Here is a 25,620-nt window from a genome sequence, read left to right as displayed (position 1 = left end):
GCAGCGCAAGAGGTCCGAACGTTCGGACATTATCGCTCGTTCGTTGCTATCCGAACATGGTGGCCGCCAAGGAAAGTCCTAAGAAACGGTTAGGAAATATGCGGGTAGTGGATGCGGTCGTCGTCGGACAACTCGGTGATGCGGAGTTCGCCCGCTCCCCCGCAGATCGGGCACACCCGTGACCCCTGACAGGTGCGGCAACGGTGGCGGCCGGTGGCTGTGGGCGCCTTGGTCCAGCCGGTGCCGTGGCAGGTGGGGCACAGGCCCTGGCCGTCGCATTCGTAGCAGAGGACGGCGCCCTCGCTGACGGTGTCCGGGGTGACGGCCGGGGCGGGGCGGGCGGCAGGCGGATCCGGTTGGTGGAGCTGAATGTCGGGTGTTTCGCCGAGCAGGACGATGCCGCCGTAGCCGTCCTCGATGCGGGCTTGCAGACAGTAGCCCTCGCGATCGCCGCGGACGACGACAACCGTCGGCGCCTGCGGATCACGATGCACCTGGACGGCCCAGCCTGCGGTGTGCAGCACCTGAGCCGCGCGGTCGGCGCGGGACGGATCCGGCGGGCCGGACAGGTTGGCGAGGGCCTCGAATCGGTGGCGGGGCGGATCGGCCCAGTCCACCTGGCTGGGATGCTTCGGGATGACCACGTACGGCGCCGACCCGGGCACGAGCTGGGCGGCGAACCAGCGCATCTGGTCGCGGAGGAACTCGGCGGAGCGGTTCAGCCACTCGCGCACGCCCTCGATCTCCGCCATTACCGCGCACCACCTTCGAGATCAGCCGTTGCCGGACGGTAACCGGCGGGCTTATACACGATCACCATACGGTCGGTGGGCTGCGGCGGCGAGTATCTGGCCATGGCGTCCTGGTTGAGCACATTGCTGGCGCCGGTGTCGATGGTGAACAGGTATTCGTCGCTGCCGTCCCCCTCGAACTCGGTGTGCTCGATCACCTCGAAGGCGGCCGCGAGCGAGGGCGGCAGCACACGGCTGATGGCGAGCATGAGCTTGTCGCCCTGGATATGCCCGCGGTCGCCGGGTTCGCCACCCTCCACCAGTTCCGACTTCATATCCCACTGGATCTCGATGTGCGCGCCGGGCACCAGAGTGTGCGGCAATTGCCGGGCCAGGGTGTCGTAGTCGGTGTCGCCGTAGTGGGCGCTGACATTGTTGATGTAGTAGCGCGCCACGCCACCGTTGCCGCCGACATTGAGCACCGCGCCGTGCAGCAGGAAGTCGGCCCACACCATGAGCGAACCGGGGCGGGTCAGCGGACCGGCGTCGAGGATGCCGAGGTTGCGGCGGCGCTGGCCGGCGTCGGCGTAATCCATGGGCAGTTCGGTTTGCAGGATGAGGCCGCGACCGGCGGTGTCCTGCGCCGGCGTCAATTCGACCGCGAACCCTCCGCGACCGACACCCACGTCCACGGTGTGGCCGCCCTCGACCGCCGCGGGCACCGACGGACGCGGCACGAACCGCACGGGATGGCTCTGCTGAGCGGGCAGTCGATACTGCGCGCGCGGACGCGAGAGCACGTCGGCCGAGGAGCGGCCGTTGGCCTCGTCATGGATCACCACGACGTATTCGACGTCGAGGCCGGCCATTTCGGCGCCGCGGTTGGCCCGGTCCATCGCGTGGAAGAACTCGAGCATGGTCATGGTCTGCCCGCCCGGCTGGGTAGCGGTGGTTGGGAAGTACACCTGACCGGTGGACCGATCGAGCAGGCCGCCGACCCGGTCGGGCATCTGGGTATAGGCGCGGGCCGCCTGCCGCATCCGTTCGAAATCGATGAACTGGTTGATCTGCTGCATGTGGCCCGGGGTGTTCTGCACCTCGGTGATCGCGGCCTCCAGCGCGGACCGCCGCCACTCCGGGGGCATCGGATCGTTGAAGGCGCGTTTGATCGGAGCCAGGGCGGCGACCAGGTCGTCGGCGCTGAACAGTTCCGCCGCCTCGAGCTGTTTGCGGATGGCGCTGACGTCACGGTTGGCGAAGATCGGTTCGAACAGGCGGCGGCACTGCTCCTCGCGCATCCGGGCATTGAGCGAAAGACCTTCTGCCATCAGTACTTCGGACGCGTGCTCGCCGGTCAGGAAGCGGGACAGCTGGCCGAGGTGGGTGAGCGCGGCCTGCTGGAACGCCGGGTCGGTCAGTGTCTTCCCGAAGACGGGCCGATGGGCGACGGCGCCCCCGTATTCCAGCCCGATCCGGCGCGAGAGCTCCGGATCGTGGGCGGCCAGCGCTTCCGCCGCCGGACCGACCGGGTCCACGTCCATGCCCAGGTGCGCGATCAGGTCGTCGAAGTCCGCCCGGATCTCGGGGGTCAGCTTGCTACGGGCGGGGTCGAAGATCGACTGATCGAGCTGTGTGGCGAGCACTTTCAATTCCGCGAAGCGCGGACCGGGGTGCTGGAATTCGGGGTCTGTCAGCTGCCGGATCCGGGTGAGCATGTGCGCGACGGCACGGGGCACGTCCCGGGTGCGCAATCGGTCGGACAGGATGATGTCGAACGCGGCACCGTCGGGACGCAGCTGGAAGCTTCCGACCTCGTCGCCGATGGCGGTGTCGACCTGCACGTGAACGGTGCGGCCGTCGGGCAGCATGAAGTGGCCGTCGCGATGCCAGTCGGTCTCGGGGGGCGTGATCGCGCGGAGCATGTTCTGCACCGCTTGCCTGGCCACCTTGGTGGTCAGCACGCCGTCGTCGGCGGTGCGACCGTTGCCGTCGAAGCTGCCTACGCCGTCGATGATTTCGCCGAAGCCGTCTGGTAGGACGGCCGTCTGCGGTTGCGACGGCTCCAGGTACTCCGGCCTTTCGGTGTCCGGTTCGGGCTCGAGATACTCCGGTCCCTCGAGCTCCCCGCTCGGCACGACCGCTGCCGGCAACGACGGGTCCGCACCGAGGTACTCCGGTCCCTCGACCCCCCGGCCCGGCACGACCGCTGCGGGCAACGACGGGTCCGCACCGAGATATTCCGGGCCCTCGGTACTCGGCGCGTTGGGCAGGATCTGAGTCGGCGGCGCCGGATTCGAGCCGCCGAGACTCGATTCGCTCGACTCGGTGGACGGGCCGGATGCCTGCTGAGTAGAGGTTCCGGGCTCGACGGTGCCCGGCAGCCCGACACCGGGCATGGTTTGCGCCTGGTCGAACTGCTCGGCGGGGGCGACGCTGGTGTCGATCATGGTTGGCGCGTGCGGCGCCGGGGGCGTGGCCGGGGTGGGAATCGCGGTGATCGTCTCGGCGCTCGCCACCAGCTCCGCGGCCGGGTCGATGCCGAGCTTGTGTGCGATCCTGGCCACATAGGTGGCCACGGTGTGCTCGGAAATCCCCAGCTCCGCCGCGATTTCGGCGTTCGACCGACCGGCGAGGCGCCGGGTGCGCACCTCGGTTTCGCGGGGACTCAAACCGCCGTGCCCTGCACCGGACGACGGCCGGAGGGCGACATCGGCATCCATCGGCAGGATGTCCGCCCGCAACGCCGTCGCCACCATGCCCGCCCGGCTGTTGATACCCAGAATGCGGCCGATCCGGACCAGGTGGTTCTTCACCACGGACTCAGTGGCGTCCAGAGCCAGCCCGATCTCTTTGTTCGACCAGCCGTCGGCGGCCAGCGCCAGCACCTCGAGCTGGATGGCATCCAGCGCGTCCGGCCCCAGCCCGCCTTCGATCTTCGCGGCGACATCCGGCTCGGAGAACGGCACCAGGCCTCGGCGCACGCCGATGGCCGCCAGCGCGGCCCGATCGCCGGTGCCGAGCTTGTTGGCTATGCCGGTCAGGTGGGTGTGCACGGTGGCGTCGGCCATCGACAGCCGCTGCGCGATCTGCTTGTTGGTCAGGCCCTCGGCCACCAGCTCCAGCACTTCGGTTTCCCTGGCGGTGAGGTCGGTGTGGGTGATCAGCTGATCCGGGTGGGCCGCCTGGTCGGCGGCGTGCTCGGCGCTCGGCAGCAGCGCTTTTCCACCGGCGCCGTATGCGATTGCGGAGAGCTTGCGAGAGCCGGGTGTCACGGTGCCTGGCACGTACTCGTGCCACGCGCCGTTGTCGACATTGGGATCGCTGACCATGACCTTGCCGTGGTCCAGCCGCATCATGGACAGGTGCGCGACCTCCATGTCGCCGATCGAGTACTCCTCGACCAGCAGCATCGCGGTCGCCGGATCGTCGGAGTCGGTCAGCCGGGCGGCGGCCGCGTCCCTGGAATCGATCTGCCGCATCCGGCCGTGCGCGTAGTTCTCCTCCACCTCGAGCGGTGTCCGGCCGGACAGCTTCGACTCGGCGGGGACGGTGACATCGAGCCCGGCCTCGTCGGCGGTGCGCATGGTCTGGCGGACGCAATCCTCGGCCACGGCTTCCGGCCCCGGTTGTGGCGCAACCGGTTGCGGACTGGTGAACGCCGAGCCGCCGTCGACGCTGTCCGAGGCCGTACGGGGCCCGCTATCCAATGGCTGCGCCGACGGCGGCCGGCTGCCTGGGCCGCTCGACTCCCGCCCGAGAACACGATCGGTGAAACGCCGCAGCAGGCCCTTCTTCGGCGCCGCGTCCTCGGATTGCGTTGCGCGGCTGTCGGTCTGGGACCGCGGCTCTACGGCTGCCCCGGACTCGACCGTGTTGTCCACGGCCGACGCAGGCGAAGGAGTGCGCGCGGCGATCAGCGACGGCGGGACCAGCGGCGCGATCCGGGCCGACCCATCCTGGAGCAACTGGGCGAGGTACTCGGTGAGCTGTAGCGGGCTGGTCCCGGGCAAGCCCTGGAACCACAGGGACAGCACATCCGCCGGATGACCGGAATGGGTCGGCGGCGCGACCCGCCAGCCGCCCGCGCCATCGGCTTGCAGCCGGACCTCGAAGTGCGCGGCCGGGATCGGCAGCACCTTCTCGACAACCTTGCCCGCGGGACGGGCGGATTCGCTGTGATCGCGGATCGGGAGCGGAATCTGTCGAGTGACCAGCTGGTGGGCGACCGCGGCCGGATGCGGTTCGGTGATCGACGGATCCGCTTGCACCATACGGAAACCCACGTGCTCGTAGCCGTGTGCCAGCGTGCCGGTTCCGTCGTCACGGGCGACGACGTAGGCCTCGGGCCCGAGCAGCTCGAGCCACTGCTGGATGGAGAGATCGAAGGTGAACGACGGATCCAGCTCGGCCCGCAGCCGGTAACGCAGATAGCGATTCAACATCTGCGGCGCGACCTCGTCGTACCCCGGCGCGCGGAACATGCCTTCGGCCTCGTTCGGCAGCATCTCCGCCACCACGACCTCGCCGTCGGGTCCGAGGCTGACCGACAGGTATTCGAGCTCGTGCGAGCCCCGCCATAGCACGCCATCCCAGTCCGGGTGCTCCAGCTCCAGGTCGCGCAGCAGGTCGACGTGCTCCCCTGGTTCAGCGAGGACCAGCAGGCGCGCCTTGTCACTGCCCGGATGCGGCGGGAGCAGCGCGAGCCGGTCCGCGAGCGGGCCCGCGTCCACTGCCCTTTGCGCGCCGGGGTTTTCGGCCAGCACGCGAGCCATTTCCCGGCCGAAGACCGCGGCGTCGATCCCCTGCGCGGCCGTCTCCAGCTCGACGGCGATGGCCGCTTCGATCGCGGCATCCAGTGCGTCGAGCGTGAGGTGTGTGCCCGGAGTCTCCTCGGTATCCCACGGCAGCCGTCGGTTCAGGTCCTCGCTGGCGAAGCGGGCCAGGTCCAACGCGATCTGCGCATCCGCCAGACCGGTTTCGACCAAATACGCCTTCATCGCCGCGAGTCGCCGCGCGGTGGTGTCCTCGGCGGCCAGATACACCTGCTCGGCAGGACCGCGCGGTACGAACACGCCCTCGGCGCGCTGCCGCATCAGCTCTTCGACAGCCTCGACGAAGCGGGCGGCCTGCTTGTCCAGCTGGGCGTCCGTGAGCTCCGCGGCAGCTTCGCGCTCCGCGACAGCCTCGGAGGCAGCCGCGACGGACGGAATGCCGTGTGCGCGGTCCCATTCCGAGCCGAAGTATTCCGTCAGATCGATGCCGTCGATCATCGGGCCGTTCGCGGCCAGCTGCTCACGGATCGTGCGGGCCGCGAACCGGTAGGCCACCGCGCGCGTCGCCGCTCTCGGCACCTGGCTGTCGTCGCGGAGATTCGAGTAGTCCGACTCCACCGTGTAGACGTTGCGCAGCACATTCTCGGCTCGGTCGTAGGCGGCGTTGAAGGCTTGCGCCAGTGGACTACTGGTGTAGCGCCCGTACCCGCTCAACTCGCGCCGGTGCTGGAAACGGCGGGCTTCGGCTTCGGCGCGCAGATCTTGCATCGCCGCCACATAGTCGTCGCGGCTCTCGGTCAGCAGAACCAGTGGGTCACCGCCGGCCGAACGCGCCGCATCCGCCAGGTAGGCGGCGATTACCAACTGGTCACCGTTGGATATCGCCCCGCGGCCGAAGGGCAGCACGAGAGTATTGGTGGTGGCGTCATAGCCCGCTTCGCGCGCCAAGTTCTCGCGATTCATGGACGATCCGGTCGATCCGGTCGACTCGAAACCGAACCGGATCCGGACATTCAGGCGCTCCAGCGTCCGCATTGCCCACCGGCCGGTCTCCGTTGCCTGCAATTCGGCCCGGACGATGCTCATTTCGCTGTTCGCCGTCTGATCCAGCGACGGCAGCATCGACCGATGGGCGATATCCAGGTCGTCCGCCGGAACCTCGACCCGGTTGTCCGGGCGTCCGTTGATGGCGGCTATCCCGTTCTCGATCCCCGCGTAACGCGCCCGCGCCCGCTGCCACAGCTCGGTGAGTTCGACCAGAGCACCAACCTGCTGCCGGGAATGCGCGGCCCACATGTAGATCTCGGCGCCCCGGAAGTGGTCGTACATGGCGTCGAGCACGGAGCGCAGCCGCGCCACCCGGTCGGTGGTGTCGGGCATCGCGTCGACGCGGGCGGGCGTCATCGCGCTCATCTGGCTCTGGACCCGATCCAAGGCGGTCTCGAGAGCCTCGATCTCCCGCTGCACCGCCGCACCTTCGCGCATCAGACGCTGCCGGGCCCGCACCTGCTCCACCGACAGGTCGAGGCCGCGGCTCATGCCCTGCCTGCTCTGCCACTGCCCCTCGAGGGTTTCGCGCAGATCCGTTGCCCTGAACTCCGCGCTCTCCAGCAGGGCGTCGACTCCGGCCACCCGCCGCACCCGGCTCGCCAGCGCGTCGTCGGTGCCCGGGGCAACCGGAGCCTCCGCGTAGGCGGCGAGGTAACGGGCGAACAGGCCACGCCGGAACGCCAGATCGGCCGGGTCGGCGCCGGACAGATCGGTCCGGGCGAAACCGGCTTCCTGGATCTGCAAATCGAACTCGGCCTGCCAGGCGATCGCCGTGGCTTCCGCGCGCAGCCACGGCCGCACGAACGCGTCCCGATCCATATCGCGGATCAGCATCGGCTCGGTCTCCACCGCGTCGGCGGCGACAGCTTGCATCCGCGCCGCGTGCGCGAGCACCTCCTCGGCCACTGCGATCAAACCGCGTCCGGTGGTGCCGATCGTGATCGCGCGGACCCGGCCGTGGAAATGATCCCGGTCGCCGAACTGCACGTGGGCCTCGGCGTTGTGCAGGACCGCCATGGCTTCCTGGCCGATGGCGGTGCGGAACAACAACTCCCACACCGGGTGGGTGGTGCCGTCGGGTTGACCGGCGACCGGCGGTCCCAGCAACGGGTCCGGCGGTTGCGACCGGAGCTGCACCCGCGTGGTCCGCGGCTCATCCGCGAACGGGTCGTCCGGATCCGGTTGCGCAGGCCCCTGATCCGATGGGCTCTTGCCGATTCGCAGATCGCCGTCCGGCAGCGGGGCGGTGCGGTCGCCGACATTCTGGACGACCTGGCCGTCGCGCCACACGACGGCCTGCGTGCCGGCGGTCTCCGCGCGGGAGCTACCGGTCAGCTCGGCCAGCGAAACAAGGTCGCCCGCGGCGGTCCGGAACCAGGCCAGGCCATCGGCGTCCGGGCTTCCCTCGTAGGTGACGCGCTGTCCGTCGACCTCGAAAACGTTGTCGCCCAGATATTTCACCGTGTAGGCGTGCGCACCGATTCCGGTCTGCTGGTCGGCGGTGTGGCGCTGGTCGAGCACCAAGGCCATCGCCCCCGGCCCCGCCTGGTGGATCAGGCCCTCGACCAGGTTCGCGTGCGCTTCGTGCGCCCCGGCGGTATCGAACCCTTCCGGCCGAGCGCCACGAAGCAGCCCCTGCACGTCCAGCCAGCGCCGCCCGAACGGACTCCGGGTTTCCGGATCCGGCAGCCCCGCGACATCACCCTGATCCGCGACAACTCGGCCGAGCGACCGGTCGACGCAGTCGGCGACCGGCAGCGTCGCGGTGTCCACTTCGGAGGGAACCGGCTGCGTTGCAACGACATCCGGTTCACTGAACCCGTGCGCACTATCGCCGATCTGCCCGGCGGCCGCAGCCGCCGGGTTCCGGACCGGCAGCCCGGACAGACGCGGATCGTGCGCGGCGCCGTCCCAGCCGCGAAGCCCCTTGGCGGCCTGCGTGATGTCCGCACCCGCGAGATTCGGCGCGGCAGTAGCACCGATCGCACCACCAACACCGGCACTATGCGTGGCATCCCAATCAACAGCCGCAGTCGTCGCCGAACCCGCGAGCTTCGACGCAGCAGTGGCACCGATCGCACCACCGATCCCGGCCGTGTGCGCGGCATCCCAATCCACAGCGCTGTCGCCCGTGCGGTGCGGTGCGGTCGTGGCGCCGGACAGGTCCAGGCTGATCGGAGCCACCTTGCCGGTGCCCGTGGCGAGTTTCTCGTCGTAGTGGACGGTGTGGTCGGCTACCGGGGCGAGGGTGGTGGGTGCGTCGGCCGCGGCGGGGTGGTTGGTGAGCACCTCGGCGACAGCGTGCAGGACGCGGGCCGACTCGGGGTTCGGCATCAGGGCGGCGAGGGCTCGCAGGCGTTGCGGGGCAACGATTTCGGCGAGTCGGTCGGCATCGGCCGCCTGGTCGAACGGTGCGCCGTGCGCGTCCCACAGCAGGTGTTCGTGCAGGGTCAGCTCCAGGACACCCGCGTGGTCGCCCTGGTTCGGTACCCGGACGGGCATCAGGATCTGCGCGTGCTCGCCCTGGGGCAACATCAGCTGGAAGGCCCGCCACAGGGTGCGCAGTTCCGCGTCCGCCGCGAGGGCCTGAGGATGGGTCTGTCCCCAGTCGGTCAGCGTCGTGGCGACGATCTGGTTGGCGCCCAGCGGCGGCGCGAGCTCGACAATGCCGTGCGCGTTGTAACCGCGTGCCATGAGCAGCCACTTGAGTGCGTAGGCGGCCTCGGCATAGGCGGCGCGGGCGCGGCTCGGATCGACCGCGGGCTCGGCGGTCACGGGTTCGAGCGTGGCTTCGGCGGTGTTGGGCACCAGCGCCGCGGTGAGAATCGCGTTGCCGCGCACCACGAATCGACCGTGCATCTCGGTCAGCGGCAGGCCGTCTCTACCGGTGGCCTCCACCATCAGCTGCACGTGGAACGTACCGGCCTCGATGTCGAAAGTGACCAGTGAGCCCTGGAAGACGTGGTTCAGGCGCAGACTCCGGTCACCGGTCGCGGTGTACCAGGCCTTGAAGATGCTCTCCTTGACCGAGAACAGCACCTTGTCCCAGGCCACACCGCTGTCCGGCAGACAGTCCAATTGCTCCTGCACCCAGAGCAATTCCTCGACCCGGCCCGTGCCGTACATCATGTGCCGGACGGACCGGTTGTCTTCGGCGTCGATGCCGACTGCCCGGAACTGTTCGGCGTCGGCCACCACCGCGGCGTAGTAGTTGAGCTGGGTGGCCCGGTCGATCATCTTGTTGGTGAGGCTGCCCACGAGCCCCTCCGGGAACACCGGTTCGCCCAACGGGCCCCGCGGAATCTCGACCTCCCCGTGGCCGCGCTCCGCCAGCGCACGCCGGGCGGCGGTGCGCGTATTCGCCTTCTCCCGCACCCAGGACGGCCGCGACGTCTCCTTCAGGAGGACGGCGGCTTCCCCCGGCAGCAGGGTCGCGGTCGGATCGTCGCCGACGATCTCGTAGGTGGACAGCTCGGGCAGCAGCTGACCGACGAGCGAGCCCACGGATTCCCCGTCGACGAGCACACCCGCGACGGGTGCCGGATCCACCGGGCCGGTCTCGTAGGCGTCGGTGACCGCGTCCCGCCCGACCCGCTCGTACAGCGCCTCGGCCACCGCCTCCGGCGAGGAGAGGTCCGTCTCGCGGACCTTCTGTTCGAATTCGTCGCGGTGCATGCCGTCCGGGGTCGCCGAGCCGGAGCCGCCGCCAGTGCCAGGTTCGGGAGTGGCATCGCCCGTTTCCGGTGGCGCGGACGTATCACCCCGCGGCGCAGTGGGATCGGTCGGTCCGGCCGGGTCGGTTCCGGGATCGGGGTCGGTGCCGGGATCCGGGTCGCTGTCGGCCATCGAGCGGATGAACCAGATCGACTTGCCGCGGCCGTTCGCGAGCGGCGCGTAGTCCCAGGCGTCGGTCTGCGTGTGCAGGATCTGGATTCCGCGACCGCGCTCGTCGTATGCCGCGGCGTCCTGCTTCTCGGCTTCGGTCCGCTCGGGCGCCGCCGGTGCTTCGTTGTCGCCGGCTTCGGCGGCGGCCAGCGCGTCCAGATCCAGATTCGCGATGGCGTCCTCATCGAAACCATCCAAGAACGCGTCGAGATCATCACCCTGCAACAGCTCCGGCTTCACATCGCCATCGGCATCCGGGGCCGCCAGCGCCGCCAAATCCAGATTCGCAATGGCGTCCTCGTCCACACCATCCAAGAACGCGTCAAGGTCATCACCCTGCAACAGCTCCGGCTTCACATCGCCATCGGCATCCGCGGCCGCCAGCGCCGCCAAATCCAGATTCGCAATGGCGTCCTCGTCCACACCATCCAAGAACGCGTCAAGGTCATCACCCTGCAACAGCTCCGGTTCGGCGGCCTGCTTCGCGGCGGCCTCCTCCGCCAGGCGGCGCTCCTCCGCCGCCGCCACCCGCTCCTCCATCAGGTTGGCGTTCTCGCGGATCGGGCCGCTCGGCGGGTGGCTCGCGACATTGTCGATGCTGTGCACCACGAGCTGACCGGTACCGGGCAGCACGCGCAGTGTGACCTGGACCGGGCCGGTGCTGTGCTCCAGGGAGTTCGCGACCGCCTCGCTGGTCGCCAGCCATACCATTTGGAGGTGCACGGGTGCGTCAGCGCTCCAGCCGATGGACGCGAGCTGATCCCGCAGCCAGCGACGCGCGATTCCGGCAGGACGGACGCGCTCGCTCTTGGCGTGGTCGTGCTCGTAGAGGTCATCGGGGCGTTCGGTATCCGTAACCTCTTCGCCCACGGTCGTTTCCGCATAGTGACCGGGATGCCCCTCGAACACCGCACCGGACTGGGCGAGCCACGGCAGGATCACCGATTCGTGCATTTCGACGAACGCGTCGGCGAGCCGGATCGGGTCCGAACCCGGCTGGAAGGCCGGATCCTTGGTGTCGACGCCTGCGTAACCCAGATCGAGGTCCCGGTACCGCATCGTGGTGCCGTTCGCGTCACGGGTGAATTCCAGCGTGACCCGGCCCGAGCCACCGCGTGCGAGGTCGAGCGCCATCGTCACCGACAGCGTGTCGACCGGCCCATCGGCGGTCTCCAAGTGCTGCATGTCCACGCTCTCGACCCGCACCGCGAAATGGGTTCCGGCGCCGGCCAACTGGAATGGCTGCGCGCCGTTGCTGTCGAGCAGATCGCCGACCGAGATGGTCGGGGTGCCGTCGACCCTTAGGCTGGGGGCAGTGAGGTCCCCGGCGAACGGGGCGGCGCCGAGATTCACATTGTGGCGAGCCAATTCGAACTTCAGGTTCGCGGCGAACCTCGGATCCGCGCTCGCCTGCTGGAAGGTCGTGCTGAACGACTGGACGTGGACGACCCTGCCCTCCACGATCTTCCAGCTGCCGAACGCGGCCGGTCCCTCGTCGATATCGCTGTAGGTGCTGTACAGCGCGGCGTGGTCGGCGCCGGCTGAAGTCCGGAACTCGCCGTCGGCACCCATGATGAAGAAGTCGCCGTCCGGGTCGATCGTGTTGTACAGCGCGTTGTCCGGACCCCAGCGGAACAGCCCGTCGGCACCCAAGCGAATGATGCGGTAGTCCGTTTCGCTCGCCGTCTGCGGCCGGTAGGCGTCGTCATCGTCCGGCCGCGCGACCTCGTATTCGTCGCGGCTCGGTACCGGTCCAGCCAGCGGTTCCGGCGCGCGTTCGGGCTCGGCCACTGGATCGGGATCCACTGGCATGGGCGGGTTCTCGTCGAACTCGAACCATACGGTTTTGACGTTCCCCGGGTCGGGCGTGGTGTCGGCGTCCTCGACCAGATGCCACCCGGCCCGGTGCGCCAGCGATTTCAGCAGCGCCACACCGGTGATCTCGTCGCCCATCGGTTCGACCGGGAGTTGTGCACTGTCGTCGGTCATCTCGACACTGATCAGACGGTTACCTGCGGCACCGGACACCCGTACCTCGAGGGTGCCGTCACCATCGGTGTGCACCCGCACGTTGCGGGCCAGTTCCTCGGCCAGCCTGCCCGAGGAGACCACGTCGTCGGACACCCGCCAGCCGTGCATCAGCAGCGGCGTCAACCGGCCGGCAAGCTCGACGTCCGCCGGATTCTCCTGTCGCACTGGCATTTCCAGCCCGATCGCAGGGCTGCTGCCCACACCGGTGACCGTGACTACCACGACAGCGGCGCCACTCGCGGGGGTGATCTCCACCCGCAGGCGTGTAGGCACTGGATCACCCGAGACCTGAACCCGCACTCGACCCTCGCCGTTGCCGAGCACTCCGCGCAGCAGCGCGCCCACCGTCTCCATCTGCGCTTCACCCAGCCCAGCGGCCGATCCGGTCAGATCGGCGAGCACGAGCGCAAGGTCATCAGCGGTGTGGACTCGAGTGGGTGGCGCGCGGTCCCCGTTCGAGTCCGGATCGGTGGCGCCGATCGCGAACTCCGGATGCGCGGCCGGGTCGGCGGGGAATTCGCTGGTGGGGCGCAACGGATTGCCTTCCCGGTCGAAGGCGATGCCCGACATCGCCACCGCGTCGGCACCGGCCTCGTCCCGTGCGAACGGCCGCCACGCGCCGTTGTTGTCGTTCAGGTCCCGCACCATGATCCGGCCGCCACGGTTGGCCATGACGTAGGCGTGCGCCCCGATACCGTTCGCGTCCGCGGCGGCATAGTGATCGACCAGGATCGCGATCGACAGCGGATCGCCCGGATCCGCAAGGCGCGCGGCCACCTCGTTCCGGCTGCCGAACGGCTGCAACCGCCCCTTCGTCCGCTCCTCCAGCTGTGTGCCGGTCCGCCCGCCGAGGCCAGGCTGATCGGTGAACGACTGCGCGACCGTGCTGTTCGTTTCCGAGATCACCGTGTCGACGGCGTCATCCGCACACCGTTGCTGGGTTTCCGGCTCGGCGCGCTGGTCCGAAACGATCGGTGGGGCTGTGCTTTCCGGCTCTGCGAAGCCGTGCTCGCCGTCGGCGATCGTCGGGTCGGCCGCACCGCGCGGCACGCCCATGGCCGCAGGGCGAGGCGGCTCCGAAACCCGGCTTTCGGTCGCCGCACGCGGCGTACTGCGGGCCGAGTCAGGCGCGAACTCGCTGTCCGCGAACGCTTCCCGCAGCAGAGCACCAGATTGTGCCGCATTGTCCTCGATGATCTCGCGGGAGACACCGAGCTGGGCACTCACCTCGTCGATATCGAGCCCGCCCAGGAAATGCAGGCGCACAACATTCAGTGCCAGTTCCGGATCCGGGAGATCCGCGACCGCCCGGCGCACCGTCTGTTCGAACTCCACGTCGGTGAACGCCGCCTCGTTCTCCGCGATCTCGAGCCGACGCTCACCCGGAGGGGTGTCATCGAGCGAAATCGTCGACCGCTGCGCCAGCAGAACTCGGGCTTCGGCGACCTTGGCCGGATCGAGATTCAGCGCTTCCGCGACAGCGGCGTCATCCGGTTCGCGCCCGTCCGCCTGAAGCCGCCGTGCGATGTGTGTGTCGACCGCGATGAGCAACTTGCGAGTGGATTGGTCGACGTTCGGGAACTTCTGCTCGAAGTAGGCGTCGAGCATAGCGCCGCGAGCGCTGGCCCAGGCGTGGGTGGAGAAGCGACCTCCGCCCGGCGCAAAGTTCACGATTGCTCGATAGACCGCGATGCTGGCTCGTTGTGTCAGGTCCCCGACCTCGCCGATGTGCCGCCAGCGTCCTGCCATCGTATGCGCGATCCACGCGTACTTTTCGAATATCCGCTCGCGGATGGCCATTTCCTCCGCCGATCCCGGTTTGGTCGCGACGAGGCTCCAGAACAGGTCGTGTTCGGCCTGATCGACCACGGGGATATCCGTGCGCGTGTAATACTTCAGGACCGCCCGCTCCAGGAAGTCGGCTGGAACACCCATGCCGTCACGAACCTGGCGCAGCGAACGCAGGCGTAGCCGTTTGTGCGCCTCGTTCGTGCTCGTGTAGGCGGTGTCGATGCGGGCGGCGAATTCCTCCAGTGTCAATCGGTTGTAAAACCGCAGCGCTTTCAGCCAGCCACCCACCGAATCGAAATCCGCCGGGTCGGGGACCGATTCTCCCCGCGGATCCATCCGATAGCTGTAGCCATTGGGAAGGGCATGTCCCCACGCATCGGCGAAGGCATTCCAGGGACCGGCGCGATGCAGCGCGCGATCATAGATCTCGAGCAGGTCCAACTCACGGAGTGCGTGGGAGCTTCCGGATTCGTAGAGCGCGATGCTGCGCACACTCATGCCGACGATGCGTGCTTTGGCTGTCAGGCTGAGGTTGTTCAGACGACCGAGTTCGGCCAGGTACTCGCCGAACGAGGAGTGTGCCTCCGGATTCGGATAGGTCAGACCCTCACCCCGAAGTCGCTCGGCGACCACATGCGCCGCCCGACCCAGCCGGATGTTCACCGCAGCCGGAGAAACGGTAGGCCCGAGTGACTCCGCCACCTCGGTCGGGGACAGTCCCTGCACGACACGTAGCTGAACGACCTCGATATCTGCTGCGTTGAGCTTCAGCTCTCGCCCCAGATCGGCGAGTGCCTGCTGCAGGTCCATCGGATGCGTGCGCTGAACCTGTCGGACCAGCGTCAGGTCCGGACCTGACGCTCTGTTGCCTGCTCCGGTGAGCCAGGCGGCGAGTGTTCCAACAGCCCGCTCGTAGGACCGGCGCACCTGCGCGACCTCGATTCCGAGCTCCGCGGCGATCTCGATGTGCGACATGCCCTGGACCGCGCGCAACCGGAAGACGTTCTTCTGCCTCGGACTGGGCAGCTCACGGGCCAGACGCCGAAGTTGGGTCCGACCAACGTGCGTCTGCTGCGCATCTCGGACGATCTGCCCGGGAGTGCGCTGCGCCGGTGCGCTCGGTTCGCTTCGCGCGCTCGTGCCATCGATGACGTCTCGCAAGAAGTCCGATGCCTGGCCCGGATCGCGTTGGCGCCCGCCTTGATACAGCGCTGCCTTCGGGTCGTCCGACTGCAACCAAGCCAGGCGCGCCTTGCCGCGGCGCTCGATGCCCTGCACCTGTGTCGCGGACATCTCCAGCGCGGCCGCTACCTCGGCCTGGGACAGACCCGCGTCACGAAGTCGCAGAACCCACTGCTCTTGGTCTGGCAGCCGCGCCAGGTCGGCCGCGTACTTCTCAGGCTGCTCGGCACGAGCGGTCGCGAGCGCTGCGCGCACCTCATCCGGGCTCAGCGTGTGATCTCCGGTGACCTGCGCGAGCGCCCGCTGTAGTGCGCGACTTTGCGTGGTGCGCTGGCCTGATGTATTGCCCAGGGCAGCAGCGACTTCCGCGGCGGATTTCCGTTCGAGCACCCGCATGTGAACAACCATCTGATCCGTCTGCGACAACTCGGCCATGGCAGCGCGCACATCATCAGGTCGGGCTCGGAGCAACTGTCCCAACACATCGGTGGAGCGACCATCGATGGCATTGCGCGACTCTCCGGACAACAGCTTCAACAGGCGCGGGAGGTTCCGACGCTGCATTGCGTTGAGGGTGTTCTTGTTCCCCCCGCTTTCCGCGGCGATCTGCGCGACCGACATGCCGTCGACAAAGCGCTTCTGAACAAAATCCGCGAAGGCGGGCGACATTTGTCGCGCGACCTCGAGCACTCTGTCCTGGTCGGCGTCGACAGCCGCCTGCACCTGGACCATTTCCTGGCCCAGAGTGCGTTTGGTCTCCCGGCCTGGAGCCTGGAACGCCTGTACCTCGTGCGGGCCCTCGGGGTCGTAGGCGAAGAAGATCCCCGGGTCGCGGCCCTTCCGCGGCTTGCGTACCGGACGGTCCAGTGCGTCGGCGTCGGTGACCGGCTGGGCCGCCGATGCCGGATGCTGTGGTGGCGCGGACGAGTCCGGAGCCGAGGATTCCACCTCGGCCGGCGCCAGCCGCGACACCGGCTGCCGCCGCGTTGCCCCAGACTGGCCGTCTTCGACATTCGACTGCCGTATTGCGCCATGGATCGAGGTGCTCCATTCGGTGCCGAGATCGCCGACGAGCAGCGTCGCCATTCGCGCATAGGCGCGACGTTGCAGATTTTGGATCGCGGTCTGGGGCTTACCGAGCGCAGCGGCGATGGCCACGTGTTTGCGACCCTCGAAGATACGCAGTGTAATGAACCGCTGCTCCAGCTCGGTGAGCCCGGATAGGTTGCGCCGCAGCGCCTCCCGCGGAGCGGCTGAAACCAGTGCGGCGGATTCCGGGTCGGTCAGCACAGGACGCCCGGTCAACTCGCCGGCCAATTTCCGCACGGCTTCACCGAAGATGCTGTCGACGCGCTTCACGGAGAGCGGGTGCATGACCTCAGCCGCTTCGGCACGCGTCATGCCCTGAACTATCCGCAGCCGAACAATGCGCTTTTCGTTGGCATTGAGCACCTGCATCGCCCGGGACAGTGCTTTCTTGTTCGTCCGCTGGGTCTCCTGTACCAGCTTCAAAGCGTTGCCTGGTTTTCCGGACGGTATCGGGTCGGGGCCGCCGGACAGCATTCTGGCCAGCTTCGGAACGACCCGGTACTGCGTAGTCCACAACGCGCCCTGTTTGCGCCCGGTCAGCGCGGCGATCTCAGGGATGCTCAGGCCCTGTCCGAACCGCAGTTCGACGAATTCCTTCGTCGCGGGCGACAGCTTCGCAGCGGCTGCCAGCACGGCATCTCGGTTGGCCGGGTCTCTGACCAACGCCATCGCGGGGCTGCTGTCGGCAGAGTCCGGCTCCGCGGGCGTCGCACTCTCGGGTCGTTCGCCGGCCACGTCGACGGCCGAATCGGCCGCGGTGATGCTTTCCGGTGCGCCGTTGACAAGCCAGTCCGCCAGTTGCCGCGCGGCGTGGTTGCGCTGCTGGCGTACGCCGTTCTCGGTGCTGTCGATCCGAGCGGCGATCTCCGCGAGCGTGTCACCGTGCAGTACACCCTCGATGACGTGCCGTCGATTCGCGGTGAGATAGCTGAGCAACGGCTCCAGTGCGGCGTGATCTGCCTCTCGCACCGCCGCCAAAGCCTCGTCCACGGTCAGCGGTACCGAGCTCTCCGACAGTAGGTCCGCCAGCTGGTCGGCAGCTCGTTTGCGTGCTTTGCGCACCGCGTTCTCGCTGCGATGCAGGTCGGCGGCAATCTCTTCCGTCGTTTTGCCCCGCAGAGCCAATTCGATCACCGCACGACGAGCGACCGGAATTCTGGCCAGGTGCCGAGCGAGCTGGTCGTTGCGCTCGTGGTACGCGTCCTCGACGGCCTCCCAGTTCGGGTCGGCGTCCGGACGCGGGACGCCGGTGAGCGCATCCGACAACCGCTCCACGGCCCGCTTCCTGATGTGCGAGAGCTGTGCCGGTTCCCGGCCCATCTCGGCTGCTACCGCGCGCCATTCGCGGGATTGGAGGATCCGCAGGTCGGCGAACTGCCGTTGCGCCGGGGATAGTTTCGCGATCGCTCGTTCCAACGTCCGCCGATTACGCGGCTCCTGCGCGACGCGCATCAAGCGCGATTCCGGATCGTTCCGCTCCTCGAGCGCGGCGGCAATGGACTGGGCAAGATCCCGGATCGCCCGTTTCTCCGTGACCTGGGCGTCCGCCCTTGCCTGCTCGGAATTCAGGTTCAAGGCGGCGCATGCGTCCTCGAAGGACATCGCGTCGCGTACTCGCAGGATCAACCACCGGCGCTGGTCCCGTCGCAGCCCCTCGAGCCCTGCCTGTACGTCGGAACGGCTCGCCGTAGCCAACGCCTGACTCTCCGGACCGTTCTCCGACAGGTGCGGCGCGACCGCGTGCAATTGGTCGCGCAGCCGCTTGCGGAAGCTGTCGAACCAGCGTTCCTCGGCCACCTTTGCGCGGTCCGTGGTGGCCGAAGATTGCTTCGGCGCCTCGTGCCCCGAGCTGTTCCCGTCCGGATCGTTGCCCGGATCGAATCGGCTTGATGGGTTCGCGACACCCATAGCCGCGGTATCGGGCGTGTCCACATCCATCGCGCGGCCCCCACCCCGCGGACGCGGATCGGGCCCGGCCGGGCCGGGGGTCGGATCGACCGGCGATCCGCCCTCCGGACCGTCGTCGGGGTCAGCCCGCGGACGGTCGTCACCAACCATGTTGTCGACCAGGCCCGGCAGTCCGCCGCGGTACGGCCAGTTGTCGCCGGTGATCTTGCCGTTGTTCTTGATCTCGTTGAACCTGTCCACCGCGCCCTGAATGGCTTCGGGTTCGAGGCCGTCCAGGATCGCGCGCACGTCCGCCTCGGTGGCCGCGGTGACCAGCGCCATCGCGTCGGGGTGGAGGTCTCGACCCAGCGCGTCGGCCACGAAGATCGACTGGGTCTCGAACTGGGCGAAGGAGTTCTCGTCCACCGGGAAGGTGGCTTCGTCGTCGGTCGATGCGACTCGACCGGACGGGGTGGTGATGATGTCGCCCACGTGGCGGTCGCGGTTGCCCGCGATGTAGTCGACGATCGCGATCATGTCGCGGATCAGCCGGTCGTGGCCACGTACCGCACGTCCGCTCTCCGCGCCCGGCACGTACTCCTGGAGGATGCCCGTGCCCTTGCTGCCTTCCCACAGATAGGTGGGCGGCTTGAGGTGGAACTTCAGCAGCCGGTCGAGCAGGTGGGTCTTGACCTCGCGCAGCGCGCGGCCCGAAGGCGGGATGCCCGCGGCGTCCGCGTCGCCGTGGAACGGCTTGTACACCCAGACGGTGTCGCTGCCCTCGAACGTGACCCGGATGAGTCCGTGCGTGCTGAGTGCGGTATCGGTGAAGGCGGATTCGTGAGCCGGTCCGAGGGTGCGCGGGTCGACAGGCTCGAAACTGGCCTGATCGGAATCGGTTTCGTCCTCCGCGTCCGTTTCGGAGTCGGCGTCGCCGACGTGATCGCCGTGGATGCGTCCGTTGGTGCGAATCTCGTCGAGCCGGTTCAGCACTCCTTCGATCTGGGTCGCGCCGAGCCCACCCTGTTCGAGCAGCTGACGCAGCCGCTGTGACTCGATCGCCGCGACCTGATCCAACACCGCCGCGTCGATGGGCCGGAAGAGCGAGGACGCGACGAAATCCGAGCTCTCCCAGAAGCCCGCGAGGTAGTCCACCACGCCGTGCGCGGCACGTTGGGTTCGGGTAGCGGCGTCGAAGTCGCGGCCCGGTTCGAAATCCGGGACGAACGCGCGCAGCACGTCGCGCACGACATTGCCTGCGCCCTTCGGCTTTCCGCCGCCCGGCGCGCGGTGCGCATGCGTCTCCGGGCCGATTTCGGGATCGAAGGCGAAGAACGTCCCAGGGTCGCGGCCCTTTCGCGGCTTGCGTACCGGACGGTCCAGTGCATCGGCGTCGGTGACCGGCTGCGCCGCCGATGCCGGATGCTGTGGTGGCGCGGGCGATTCCGGAGCCGACGATTCCAGCTCGGCCAGCGCCACGATGCGGCGGTTGGTGTCGTCGGCGGCGTCGACCAACGCGTCGAGTTCCAGGAAGCGCTCGGCGGCTTCGTCGCTGTCGGGGTTGGACCGGCCCATCAACAACCGCTCGACACGTGTCGAATCCACTCGCGCGATGTCGATTTCGAGTACCGAGGCCAAGACCGCGGCGGCTTCGTCGCGTTCGGTGCGCAGCCCCCTGAGCACGGGCGAGTCCGGGCCGAGATCGCCGGGATCCACTTCTATTGCCTCGGCCAGGTCGTCGCGGTTCGCGCGGACCCGGTCCAGTTGGGCGCGGGCCAGGGCCGGGTCACTCGGCAGCGATCGCGCGGTATCGGTGACAGCCGACGGGGTCGACCGAGCGAGCTCCGCGGCGGCGAGTTCCGCGCCGGGAATCCCGGCAAGTTGCGTCGCGGTATCGGCGGACCAGGCCACGCTCGACGCGGCGAGCCAACCGGATACCTGGTGGTGCAGGCGGTGCAGCGCGATACCGGTCCGCACTGGCTCCGGACCGAGATCGATGTTGGTCAGCCGAGCACCGTTCGGAGTGATCGACAGGGTGACCTGTCCGGGTTCGCCGCGCACCGGAGACAGGCGCACTGTCACGTTCACGCCCTCGGCGGTCCGCGTGACCTCGGTGACGTTCGTCCAGAAACTGTCCCCATATCCGGCGAACAGTGCTGTCGCCGTTGATATGTCGCCGCCGATCAGGGCGTCGACGGTTGGACCGTCCGTGCCGATCCAGACCGCGCCCTGGTTCTCCGCGTTGAAATCGACGCCGGACAGGTCGACACCGAGCCTGGTCAGTTCGTAGCGCAATTGCGCGGTGAACTTCGGGTCCGTGTTGGAGTTGGAGAATGCCTGGGTGTAGGGCTCGATCTTGGTGATCCGGCCGTCGACGATGTGCCAGACGCCGAAGCCCGCGGGTCCGGCGGCGGGATCGCCGAGCGTGCGGAACAGTTCGTAATGCGTGGCAGCGCTCGCGGTCCGGATCTCGCCCGGCGTGGCGCCGATGATGAACCGGTCACCGGTCGCGTGGCTGTTGTACCGCTGACCGGTCTCCGGATCGATCAATCGCCCATCCGCGTCGAATGCGAGTCCGGTGTACACAACGCTCGCAACCGACGGCAGGCTGGCCGTGAAATCGGCGTTCAGTTCGGCGATCTCGTAGGTCGGCCTGCTGGGCGGGGTCGCGGCGTCGAGCAGCGCGTTGTCATGCTCGGCGGAGTCCACCTGCGCCGGGGTCGGCGCGGCATCAGGCGGCGTGGTCTCGGCGTTGCCGAGCAGGCTGTTGTAGAGGTCGGCGGCTTCCAGGACCCCGGCGTGGGTCAGCCAGTCGGTGTACAGGGCGAGCGTCTCGGGGGCGGTATCCGGGTCGCCGGACAGGTCCCGTTGTTCCAGTACGGTTTCCAGCTCGGCGACCGGGGAGTCCAGCGCCTGCGCCAGCGCGTCGGCGAGGCGAGCGCATTCGGCGCGCAACTCGGCCAGGCGTGGCGAATCCGCGATCGGTCCGGCCGGTCGGGGCGAATTCGCGGTCAGTTCGGCTGGATCGACCGACAGCAGCCCGGCCATCTCGGCCAGGTTCTCCCGGGCCGCTGCCAGCTGGGTATCAGGGTCCAGTTCGGCCGGCGGGCTCGGCGGCAAGACCTCAGCACATAGGTCGACGAACGCGGCGAACTCCGGTGAGCCGATCGCCGTCGCGACGCGGCGCAACTCGGCCACGGGATCGGCGTCGGCCTGCGCGGAGGAGCCGCTCAGCTCATCCACCGCGAGTAGCTCGGCCAGCTCCTGCTCCAACACCGCATGGATGTCCCGTTGGCGCTGCCTGGCCACCGCGTCGACCGACCCGGTCCGCAGTTCCCCGGCCTGAAGCAACTGGGTGGCGTCGTCCCAGGTCATGCGCCGACCGATCCACTGCTGCAATTCCGGCAACCGACCTGCGTCCACCGCCCGCTGCCATGCCGCGGCATCCAGCGCACGCAACTGCCCCTGCACGACATCGACGGCTTGGCGCAGCAGGCCGGGTCGCTGCATCAGCTCCGGTTCAACGCCCAGGGCGCGGGCCAGATCCTGCTGTGCGAGCGGCAGATAAACGTCGGCCTCAGCGCCGACGACGCCGGCCAAGGTGCGCGCGGCGGCAGCCAGGTCCGCCGCCGCGGGGTGGGTGTCGACAAGTTCTTGCGCCAGCGCAGCCAGAGCGGCGGCATCCGCGGGCACCGGTCCTGGGCGTCCCATCGTCTTTAGTACCCGCGAGAGTCCTTCTCGCACAGTGGCTTCCAGCTCGCGTCGCGGCCCGATCGAGTCGGCGGCAGGCGAGGCCGGATCGGCGAGCAGCGCGGCCACGGCCTCGTGCTGCTGCGCCAGGAAGTACCGAAGTTGGGGATCGTCGTAGGAACTTGCCCACGCTTGGAGCGCGGCCATATCTGCCGTGGCCGGGTCCGGTGGGTCGATGAGAACAGGGGCCGATGGCGCCGATGCCTCCGGCGAGGTGACCGCTTCCAGCAACTGCTCATACTTCGCGCGATTGCGCGGCTGGCCGGGAGCGAAAGGTGCCTTTTCCCCGCCGACTTCACGATAGCGCTGTTGCTCCGCCTGGAGCCCGAACAGATCCACGGGGTCGATACCGGGTCCGTGCTCGGCGAGATTCGCCAGCCATTCGGCATACCGGGCGCTGCCCTCCCGGACCGCTGCCACCCAATCCGCCGCAGGGAGGTGCAGTGCATCGAATTCGCGGACCGCGCTGGGGAATTGACCATTCTGCTCCAACGACCAGTTCATCAGGATGCGCGACGCGCGGCCGTTGAAGTCGAGTGGGTGCAGCGACACGAACCTGCGCTGCAGCTCCGCGGCGAGCTCGAAGGGGTCGTACTCGGATCCACGCCGGGCCGCGTTGTACCAGTCACACAATTCCTGTAGGGCCTGGTCGACCTCCGCCTGCGACGCGTAGTTCGGGTAAACGATCACGCCGTGTTCGCCGGGCCCGGCGGGCGGCGGCATGTAGGACAGCAGCGGGTTCGCCTCGATGGTGGCGATCTGGTCCGCGGTCAGTGGCGTCGACAGCACACCCATCCGCGGTGTCGGGGCACCGAACTCCATTTCCGGCGGTGCCGACATCGTCAACTGGTCGTGCATCGCGCGAATGAAGTCGACGGTCAGCTCCTGGTCCCCGTGCTGCCGGGCGACCAGCCTGGCAGCCAGGTGCCCGGCCCACCTGCGCTCGCCGAGCGCGATTTCCGGCTGTGGCTGCTCGGCGATCACGGCAATGGTGAGATACCGCTCCTCGAGCAGTAGCCCCGCCTCGAGCAGCCGCCCTGCCTCGGTGTCGATACCGAGCGCGGCCAAGTTGGCCGCGATCAAGGCGTCGACAGAGGAACTCGTCCCGAAGGAGACATCGTCGGCGGGCGGTGCCGCGTTCGGGTCGGCGAACTCAGGGGGCAGCAGGATGGCCTGCCCGTCCTTGTACACCGTGGCCCACAGGGCGGTGGTTTGGTCGGTGCTGCTGCCGGTTAGGTGGGCCAGCGACACTTCAGTTGTGGTGGTGGGGGTTCCGGTGGTGAGTTGGGGGGTACCGGTGGGGGCCGGGCGTTGGAACCATTCGCGGCCGTTCGGGTCGACCCGGTTCAGGACGACCGGCTGCCCGTTCAGTTCGAAAGTGTGTGTCCCGTCGGCCTTTTCGCCGATGTAGGTGAGGGCGACTGCGTGGCCCATGGCGCCGTGGCGGTCGGCGGTGGCGCGCTGTTCGAAGAGGTAGGCGGTGGTACCGGGGCCCGAGTCGAGCAGACCGCGGACGAGGCGGGCGTGGGCGGTGGAGTCGGCGTCGCTGACGAAGCCCTGAACCGGTGCGCCGTTGAGCTCGGGGACGATATCGCTCCACAGCACACCCGCCAGCGAGGGCTCGAGCAGGTCGGCGTCGGTGACAGTGGCGCCCTGCGCCTCGTTGACGAACCGCGCGGCGACCGGCACGCAGTCGTTGTCGTGCTGATCGAGGTAGTACCGGGTGCGCGGGAAGGCGCCGTCACCGTCCACCTCGACGGTGACCGCCAGCACCTGCTCGCCGGGACTGCCGGTGATACGCGCCGAGACGTGCACGCCGCCGCGGGCCAGATCGTGGTCGTTGGTCGTGAAGGACCGGGTGGCCCGGTGGACGATGTCCTTCACCTCGGCGAGCGCCTGGTCGACCTTGGCCGCGGGCCAGCCGCCCATGACCGCGCGCAGCCTGCTGTCCACCCCGTCCAGGCCTTGCACGCCGTAGTACAGCGGGAGCGCGAACTGGCGGGTGCGCGCCGGATCGTTGACGTTCGGGTCCAGCCCGGAGGTGAAGTCGAGCGGGTCGGCGCGGCGGCCCGTGAGCCGCTGCCACAGCGTGCGCTTGCCGGGCAGATGTGGGCGGTTGGCGTCCCAGTCGTAGCCTGCGGCCTTGGCGGCCGCATGCGCCTGATGCCCGGTCGCCTTCGGATTGCGCGCCTGGAACTCCGCTTCGAACAGCGCGCCCTCGAGCGCGATGATGTCCTCGCGCACCGGGTGTCCTGCGATCAGCCGGTTCCACATCGCGACGACGTCGGCGATCTGGTTGACCTCGGAATTGCGCAGCAGGTAGTCGCGCGCCCGGTTCAGGTTCCGCACCACCTCGTCGGGGGTGCGGGTGTTGCCCGCGTGATCACGCAGCCAGGTCGAGCCGTCGGACCGCTTGGGCATGTGCGCGCCCTTGGGATCGCGCACCCAGGCCTTGCCCGGGCCGCGCACCCAGCGCTTGGGGTCGCCGCCGGAGTAGGTGTCAGGGTCTGCGAGCGCGTTGTCGACGATCTTGGCTAGCAGGCTGTCGTGCTCGTGCACGCGATTGTGTTCGAACTCCGCGTAGGCGGCGTCGGTCTCCTGCTGAATCCGCTGGCGCGCGAGGTCATTGGCGCGCCACTCGGCGGCGAGCGACTCCGGGATGTCGACGCTCTCGCCGGTGTACGGGTATGCGGTCGTGCCGTCCAGACGCGCCTGCTCGGAGTTCAGCGCGAGCGGCGCCAGCTCCTCGCGGTGCAGCGCCTGCGGGTCGGGCTGACCGTCGTTGAACCAGGCGTAGGTGCGGGTGCCGCGCAGCACCGGGATCAAATGGATCCACTTGCCGTCGCGCACGGCCGGAATCCATTGCGTCACATCGGCCATGGCCTGGGCCACATGCGGATGCCGGTTCACGAAGTCCACCGACAGCGGCAGTGGGATCGACTGCCCGTGCGCGGTATTCGCGGGCAGCCACTGGGTGGTGCGCAGGATCGTCCGGCCGATCCAGGGACGGTTCTGGATCAGGTTCTTCGCCCACGGATGGGTCGGTATCCGCTGGAGGATGCCGATGACCAGGATGCGGGCGTGGAACATGTCGAGGCCGACGTCCGAACTCCAGGCGTTCACGCCATCGGGCACGTTGTAGATCGTCTTCGAGAACGGCAAGTTCTGCGGGAACAGGAACGCCGGAACCTCACCCGGCTCGAACTCGTGCAACCCCGCCATGATCTTGTCGAAAGTCGGAATCATCGACACCTTGAACAAGAACGGCGGCTGCGGGTCGGTCCACTTCTCCTTCTCCCACTTACGCGGATGCTTGCCCGGATCCCATGAACCGGCCCGCGCGGTGAGTTCGGCGTCGGTGGACGGCAACGCCACCGACCGCTGGTACCCACCGTCGGCGTCGACCTCGACCTGACGGAACTGTACGTTCACCGGAATTACCGACGATTTCG

At 68.5% G+C, this 25,620-nt stretch carries 2 protein-coding genes (1 of these 2 only partly in view); both read right to left on the bottom strand.

The window, feature by feature from the left end; genetic code table 11:
* Nucleotides 1-89 precede the first annotated feature (89 nt).
* On the bottom strand, nt 90-752 hold the full coding sequence (locus NX1_RS10080; protein WP_068056976.1) for a hypothetical protein: 663 nt from the start codon (nt 750-752) through the stop codon (nt 90-92).
* A protein-coding gene (locus tag NX1_RS10075) for a sigma factor-like helix-turn-helix DNA-binding protein (protein WP_068056974.1) crosses the window boundary here: on the bottom strand, nt 752-25,620 show its 3' portion. The gene runs 18,748 nt beyond the window's last position; the window shows 24,869 of its 43,617 coding nt (coding positions 18,749-43,617); its start codon lies beyond the right edge, outside the window; it ends in the stop codon at nt 752-754. The genes NX1_RS10080 and NX1_RS10075 overlap by 1 nt, the downstream gene beginning before the upstream one ends.

The organism is Nocardia xishanensis NBRC 101358 (assembly GCF_001613365.1).
GTDB classification, from domain to species: Bacteria; Actinomycetota; Actinomycetes; order Mycobacteriales; family Mycobacteriaceae; genus Nocardia; species Nocardia xishanensis.
The sequence above is the reverse complement of the archived record's forward strand: the minus strand, read 5'-3'. Positions and strand labels throughout refer to the sequence as shown.